The following is a 7,080-nucleotide window of genomic DNA, read 5'->3' as shown; positions in this document are numbered from 1 at the left end:
AAAACCATAGAAAATAACATAATGAAAAGGGCTCGAAAACCAAAGATCCATGTTGAAACAATAACAGCAGGTATCAATGATATCAAAACATCGATCATAATTTTTCGGGTGGTATTGGTAGTTCGAAAATGGGGTGCTGCTTCAGTGCTAAGTTTCAACTCAACCCCTCCTTCTTTGAATGGCTTTTATATACTGCCTTTAGAAACTCTAAAACATGCATTGTAACTAACTTTTAGTACCTTCAATATTATACTTTTACCTCCTCACTGTATAATTTATTTGATACCACATTTTTATTATCTCGTAAGAAGGTCATACAATTGTTATTATAGGTAACTCTTCTCAACTGTACTTCGATTTCGTCTACTCTGATTATATGAAAGAACATTCTGAATTTTCTTATCCCCTCTTACGTAACTTCTAAAGCTACTTTCTCTTCTTTTAAGAAGGAGTTTGGCCCTTCTTATTTGGATAAGATTATCACTTTTACCGTTCTTAAAGGTATCAAAGAGGGAATCAACGTCCCTATATTCACCGTTGTTTCCCCTGCTTGTGCCCATGACAAGAATTATGCTTTGGTCCTTTTGGAAAAGGTTGTTAAGTACTTGGATCTTAGTGGGTTTAACTTCTTAGCTGATGCCGCATATGATTCAAGTGATCTTTACGATTACGTCCATTTGAAAGCCGGTTCAATTGCTTTTATTCCACTCCCAGTTCTTCTACACGATACCAGATTATTTAATCCTTTATTCATGTTTAATTTTTTCAACCTCCACTTTTTGGGAGAAAACTGCATTTTCATTCTCCCTTTTTTAATTCTTTTTTTATTGTTTCTTCTGAATTTTTAAGATTTTGAAGGAATTTAACATCCACTTCTTTTTTTAATAAAATTAATGCTCCAAAGACTGGCCAAAATTTAGCTGCTCTTATATCCGCTGTGGGAATTTCCTGCCGAATGTAATTAAAAAAATATTCATAAAATACTGGAATGTTTTCTATTACTCCTCCACTGTACGTAATAACAGGGTTAGAATCAAATTTTAAAAGTCTTAACGCAGATAACACGGATAAGGATAATTCTTTTGCTGCTTTTTCTAATATAAACTTGGAAGAATTATTCCCTAAACTACTTGCTTTAGAAGTTAAATAAGATATTGAGGCAATTTCATGCCTAAAATTTTTACCTAAGTTTTTTATCCATTCTAAGAGATCATACTTACTCTGAAACTTCATTTCTTTAAATATCAGTTCTGTTAGAAGGGTTTTGGGAGATCTCCCATCTAATTGCTTGGCCACTTCTCTCAATGTCTCTATACCAATGTAATAACCACTTCCTTCATCTCCGATTAACGACCCCCAACCTCCTACTCTTACATCTTTTTCTTTGTGTTTTCCATATATAATACTTCCCGTTCCACAAACTGCATGAACACTATCTCTTCCTAAAGAACCTCCGGCCCAAGCAATCACCACATCGTTAACTAATAAGTTGGGAATTATCCCAAGTTGGCTTTGTATTAATTTTTTTAATTTATACTCTAATCTTTTATATTCTCCAATACCAGACATCCCAAAACATGATTTTACAGGATTCTTATCTATTTTCTTTAAAATTATAGAGATTTCATTCAGATTTTTAAGGAATTCCTTTTCCTCATACTCCATTAGACTTGTAGGACCTATTTTTTTGAAATCTATTAGCTTTCCTTCATTATCTACTAAAACAGCTAATGTTTTTGTACCTCCACCATCAACTCCTAAGTACAAACTTTCCATCATTTACCTCCAAAATGGATTAATTAATACGCATATATAATAAATTTTGATTCTACTGTATATGTAAAAGCTTAAAATTTTACTACTTTATCTAAGTTCCTGGGTCTATCTACATTTATATTCTTACTTTTATGCTATTGCTAACTAACTTTTCGTTTAGTACGTACATTTTAGCTATTCCTGAAGAAGTGGATATAAAATCTATAATAAACTATTTTTCTTTATATTATCCTGAGATAATAGATAGAATTGAAATCTCAAGATTCAGACATACATTGCTGTGTGGATTTTTGGGTTTTCACCGCTTAGCTATTGCCCATGCTGGGCGCACCACTTAAATAAAGGGGGGCATTAGCCCCCTAAAATAAACTATTTTTTGCTGTAGTGCTTCCTCATTTCTTCATTACCTGGCAATGCAAGAATTTCATCGATAACTTTTACTACCTGGTCGTAAGATTTTGTACGTGGATCTCTGATCAAAAATTCTTCAAGTACTCTTTTATCTCCAGTTAGGAATGCTTCTAATGCCCATTCCATTCTCATGATTCTTGGGTAGAGGTACATCTTTTTAATTCTTTCTGGAAGTGGTGGATCTATTTTGTAACGATGGATTCCATTTTTGTCTGCATACACAGGTATCTCGACGGCTACATCGTCTGGAATGCCAGGTATAGTACCGTTATTCGGTAAATTGAGAACAAGGTCTACTTTTTCATCGTTTAATAAGGCATTTGCTAACAATATATGTTGTTCACCACTTTTCTTTTGAGGATCTAACAAGTTGTATATTTCTTTTGTGAGTTCTTCTTTTACATCGTTTTTGGTTTGAGATATAATCTCATTGAGTGAATCTTTTGAAAGTAATTTGGCGTTTTTATTCTCTTGGAAATATTTGGCAACTTTTTGCATTGCAGTTGCAATCTCTGCTTGTCTGTCTTGATACCATTTCCATCCTAACTCTGAATCAACGCCTCCCCATGGCTCACCAAACCACTTTTTCTTTGTTTCAAGGTTGTAATGGTATTTCCAACTTCCGTTCCTGACTGTGTCTCCAATAGGCATTTTCCCATAGAATTCATACATATCTTTTGCAACGGGAGAGAGTTGATCGTCGAATGGATTGGTGGGTTTGAAGTTTTTAACCTCTTTTTCTAATAATTCATCAATGAGTGGATAGGCATCTTTTCCTTCGTACATGAATTTTGTTAACCATATTCCATGGTTTACACCTGCTACTTGCCATTCGACTTTTTCGGCATCTAATCCTAATTTTTCAATTATATGGTCTACTCCATGATGTCCATGGCATATTCCGACCATGTTTATTGGGACCGTTCTTGTTATTAAATTAGTTAATTCAAAGACAGGATTTGCCGCTTGCAAAAGCCATGCTTTAGGAGATATCCTTTCAATAGCTTTTGCTACATCGTGCATGAACTTTAATTGGTTGAAATTGCTTATTGTGTAATAATCTGAAACCATGTTGAATTCTTGTGAGTCTATTCCTCTGTAATATCCGTATTTTTCTGAAATTTTTCTTACCTGTTCAAAGTAACTGTGACCTCCAACAAGGGCTGTATTTACAACAAAACTTGAGTCTTTTATTGCATCTTCAACATTTGTTGTAGTTTCAAATCTCAAATCCGCTCCAAACTCTTCTGCAAATTTCTTAGCAAGCATGTGTACTGCGTTTAATCTGTCTTTGTCTATATCCATTAAGGATACTAAACTTCCTGATAATCCCTTTGTTTTACAAAGATCGCTAACCAATCTCAAAGAAAATGCTGCACTTCCTGCTCCAATGATTCCTAACTTGATAGCTGTCATTTATTATCTTTCCTCCTCTGTAAGTTCTTTGATTATGTGGATTTCCTTATCACCAATCTAGGTGGTAGAAAAATTTGATCTAAATTATACTCGGTGTATGAATTGGTTTTTTCAATTTTTTTGATTAATATATCAACGCTTTTTCTACCGATTTCTCGTGTGGGTTGCGCGATGCTGGTTAACGGTGATGCAAGTTAGATCATAATAAATTGTCATTGATTATTACTGCCAAATAATTAAAAACTACTGTTTTTATAGCTTCTTTGAACTTTCCTTATCTTAGAGAAATAACTGCAATTTTCTCAGAGAATCAAAGCATCTTTATTCTTTCACAGCTCCACTGGTCAAGCCTGCAATAAGGTATTTCTGAAAAATTACGACAAAAAAAGCAGGGGGAATTAATGCAAGAATCCCGCTAGTTGCCATTAAAGGATAATCAATTAAAAATCTCCCCATAAATTCAGAAATAGCTACTGGTAAAGTTTTAGCTTTTAAAGAATTCGTTAGAACTAAAGCTATTTGAAATTCATTCCACGTTGCCAAAAATACGAAAATACCGCTGGTAAAGATTGCTGGCTTTGACAACGGTAATATTATCCTCCATATTATTTCAAAATATCCGCAACCATCAACAATGGCGGCATCCTCTACAGATACAGGAAGAGTTCTAAAATACGAACTAAGAATCCATATCGCGAAAGGTAAATTTAGAGCAGCATTTATAAGAATAAGGGAAAATTTCTTGTCTAGTAATCCAAAATTGTTAAAAAGAAAATATAAAGGTATAACAAGGACTACAGGAGGAAGCATCTGAGTAAGTATTACGAAATAACTTATCATTTTTCGAAAAGGAACTTTTAACCTTTCTATAGAGTACGCCGCAAAAGTAGCCATAATTAGAACTAAAAGAGTAGTTATTGTAGCAATAATAATGCTATTTATTGCAGTTCTTTGAAATTCGTAGGCTACACTATAAACCCCTTGAGATGGAGAAAAAATCTCTTTATAATTATTAAAATTGATACGAGGTGGAAACCACCGGTTGGTTGTAGTTTGCAAATCAGCTGTGTACGATATACTTATGGCAAACGTCCAATAAATAGGGACAAAGGAAAAAAAAGCAATAACTATTATTAAAATAAAAGACAAAACCTTATTTAGCTTTTTTTTTGAAGTTTCCATGTAATATCTCTCCTCCTTTAAAGAATACTCGATTCTGAACCTAAAATTTTCTGATATACAAAAACAATAATAGCAACAATACACAAAAGTATATAAGACATCGCACTAGCTTTTCCAAATTTAAAGGCTTCAAAAGCTGCATGGTATATTTGATATGAAACAACTGTGGTACTCCCTCCAGGGCCACCACCGGTTAAAAGGTAGACAATCTCAAAAATTTTAAATGTTAGGATCGTTTTCATAACAAGAAGTAAGCTCGTATAAGGTTTCATCAATGGAATTGTTATATATCTTAAAGTTTTTCTTTTTGTGGCACCATCTATTTTACTTGCTTCATAGAGTTCGAACGGTATAGATTGTAATCCTCCAAGGTAAATAATTGTTGCAAACGCTGTACCCTGCCAAAGATTGGCAATTATTAAAGCTATTAACGCTAAATTAGGACTTATAAGCCAATAAATCGGGTCTTTAATAAGCCCTAAATTTATCAAAGTTGAATTTAAAAAACCATAATCTGGGTTATAAATGAGTTTCCAAAGTAAAGCATTAACAATAGGTGGTAAGATGTAAGGAAACATTACTATTCCTACTATTAAAGGTTTTAAAGGATATTTTTTATTTAAAGTTAAGGCACACAGAAAACCGAGGGGAATTCCAACCATTACATCTGCTACCACAAAATAAAGTGTATGTACAAATGCCTTCCACCAATCAGGATCCTTCAAAACTTCAAAATAGTTTGCTAACCCAATAAAGTTAAGGTTCATTGTTCTCCCTAAGGTTACATTAAAAAAACTTAAATATAGAGCATATAATAATGGAAAGAGGAGCACACAAAGAATTATTACAACTGCCGGAGTAATAAATATATATCCTAAGCGTTTTTTCTTTTTTTCCAAACTTTTCAAGTTTTCCACCTCTCTTTGTCTGAAGTGCCAAAAAGGGGAGGTAGATGAGTTTTATCTACCTCCTGTGGATCCAAAAGATCTTAATTGTAATTACTGATGATTTTTTTCCCACTCATTTCTTATTTCTACAGCTTTTTGAGCAGCATTATTGAGAGCAGTTTGTGGTTCTTCTTGCAATGTTAGGGCCTTATGAAGCTCTTCTGCCAAAATGGGAGAGAATTCTAAGTACCAGGGTACTCTGGGTCTATTTACTACATATTTCGCCTGTTCTAACATTTTATCTGCTCCTCTTACTTTTTCCTTGAAAAGAGGATTTTCCCAGACAGATTCCCATCCGGGGACTAATCCAGCGTTAATAGAGGCATCCAATGAACCTTTAGGGTTTGCTAGAAAATTGATATATTCCCAACTTTCTTGAGGATGTTTTGTTCCATATGAAATAGCTAACCCCATAGGTCCTGAAACTGTATGTGGATGTTCTCCGTCAATAGATGGCATCAATCCAATTTCACATTCTCCAACTACGTTTGAAAGCTCCGGGTTGTCTAAATCAACGAGTGGTAATCCCCACATCATTGCAAATGCACTATCTCCATTAAACATGGTTTGATATACTTCTGGCTCGGTCCAAGATAAAGAGGAGGGATTTACTATTTTGTATTTATATATCATGTCAACCATAAATTGAAGGGCTTGAACTCCTTCTTCTCCATTGAAAACAGGATCTATATTTTCATCAAAAAATCCCCCTCCAAAGGATGATAATATCGCAACAAAATCGCATACCAAACTCTCCTTTTGGGCCCAACTACCTGCTGTCGCATATTTTACAATCCCTTTTTCTTGTAATGATTGGGACAATTTAACGACTTCTTCCCATGTCTTTGGAAATTCCTTATAACCAGCCTTTTCAATCATTGCTTGATTATAAACAAAGCTCTTCCACTCTGAAACCCATGGTAATCCATACCAATGCCCTTTATAGCTCATTCCATCAAGAGCAAATGGTATTGCATCATTTTTCATCTCCTCAGTTATCCACTTGTCAACAGGCATCACCCATCCATTCTCTGCATACATAGGAACATCTACACAATCAATTGTAAAAATATCGTATTGGGTCCCTCCCACAAGGAATGATGCCATTAATTTTTGAACAACATCTCTACCGTAGGGAACAACCGTTATATTAACCCGAACACCTGTAGCTTCGTAAAATTCTTGATTACGTTTAATAAAATAATCTAAGTTTTCCGGACCTAAAATCATATTTAATTCAACTTGTGCAAACGAAATAACTACTCCAATTACTACAAATAACAATACTAACATCTTTTTCATATTTGTACCTCCTCACGTAATTTAATACTGTCTTTAGAAACTCTAA

The 7,080-nt window shown here is 34.1% G+C and carries 8 protein-coding genes; 1 reads left to right on the top strand and 7 read right to left on the bottom strand.

The features are described 5' to 3' along the window. Window positions 1-158, bottom strand: a 158-nt coding sequence (locus X928_RS10345) for an RnfABCDGE type electron transport complex subunit D (RefSeq protein ID WP_146026646.1), incomplete at its 3' end; no start/stop codon positions are given. Between the two features lie 309 nt (window positions 159-467). Between X928_RS10345 and X928_RS06775 the strand changes: the two genes are divergently transcribed. Continuing rightward, window positions 468-848, top strand: coding sequence for a hypothetical protein (locus tag X928_RS06775; RefSeq protein ID WP_103079059.1), 381 nt, complete (start codon window positions 468-470; stop codon window positions 846-848). Here X928_RS06775 and X928_RS06770 read toward each other — a convergent pair. The 6 genes from X928_RS06770 to X928_RS06750 all read right to left on the bottom strand — a co-directional run bounded on the left by X928_RS06770 (window position 799) and on the right by X928_RS06750 (window position 7,034). Next, window positions 799-1,776, bottom strand: coding sequence for a BadF/BadG/BcrA/BcrD ATPase family protein (locus X928_RS06770; RefSeq protein WP_169926330.1), 978 nt, complete (start codon window positions 1,774-1,776; stop codon window positions 799-801). The genes X928_RS06775 and X928_RS06770 overlap by 50 nt on opposite strands. A 369-nt stretch (window positions 1,777-2,145) precedes the next feature. Further along, a complete protein-coding gene (gene aglA, locus X928_RS06765; protein ID WP_103079057.1) occupies window positions 2,146-3,603 on the bottom strand; it encodes an alpha-glucosidase AglA in 1,458 nt (485 codons plus the stop codon). A 32-nt stretch (window positions 3,604-3,635) separates the two neighbouring features. Beyond that, window positions 3,636-3,776, bottom strand: coding sequence for a type 1 periplasmic-binding domain-containing protein (locus X928_RS10435; RefSeq protein ID WP_146026647.1), 141 nt, complete (start codon window positions 3,774-3,776; stop codon window positions 3,636-3,638). A 148-nt stretch (window positions 3,777-3,924) separates the two neighbouring features. After that, window positions 3,925-4,785, bottom strand: coding sequence for a carbohydrate ABC transporter permease (locus X928_RS06760; RefSeq protein WP_103079056.1), 861 nt, complete (start codon window positions 4,783-4,785; stop codon window positions 3,925-3,927). A 17-nt stretch (window positions 4,786-4,802) separates the two neighbouring features. Continuing rightward, window positions 4,803-5,552: a carbohydrate ABC transporter permease gene (locus X928_RS06755; RefSeq protein ID WP_146026645.1), complete on the bottom strand. Its 750-nt coding sequence runs from the start codon at window positions 5,550-5,552 to the stop codon at window positions 4,803-4,805. 231 nt (window positions 5,553-5,783) lie between these two features. Continuing rightward, window positions 5,784-7,034, bottom strand: coding sequence for an extracellular solute-binding protein (locus tag X928_RS06750; RefSeq protein ID WP_103079054.1), 1,251 nt, complete (start codon window positions 7,032-7,034; stop codon window positions 5,784-5,786). Window positions 7,035-7,080 lie beyond the last annotated feature (46 nt).

The organism is Petrotoga miotherma DSM 10691, assembly GCF_002895605.1.
Taxonomy (GTDB): Bacteria; Thermotogota; Thermotogae; order Petrotogales; family Petrotogaceae; genus Petrotoga; species Petrotoga miotherma.
The sequence above is the reverse complement of the archived record's forward strand: the minus strand, read 5'-3'. Positions and strand labels throughout refer to the sequence as shown.

Coding starts and splice junctions, on each gene's coding strand:
- X928_RS06770 (WP_169926330.1), bottom strand. CDS start 1,776: ATGGAAAGTTTGTACTTAGGAGTTGATGGTGGAGGTACAAAAACATTA.
- aglA (WP_103079057.1), bottom strand. CDS start 3,603: ATGACAGCTATCAAGTTAGGAATCATTGGAGCAGGAAGTGCAGCATTT.
- X928_RS06760 (WP_103079056.1), bottom strand. CDS start 4,785: ATGGAAACTTCAAAAAAAAAGCTAAATAAGGTTTTGTCTTTTATTTTA.
- X928_RS06755 (WP_146026645.1), bottom strand. CDS start 5,552: ATGAACCTTAACTTTATTGGGTTAGCAAACTATTTTGAAGTTTTGAAG.
- X928_RS06750 (WP_103079054.1), bottom strand. CDS start 7,034: ATGAAAAAGATGTTAGTATTGTTATTTGTAGTAATTGGAGTAGTTATT.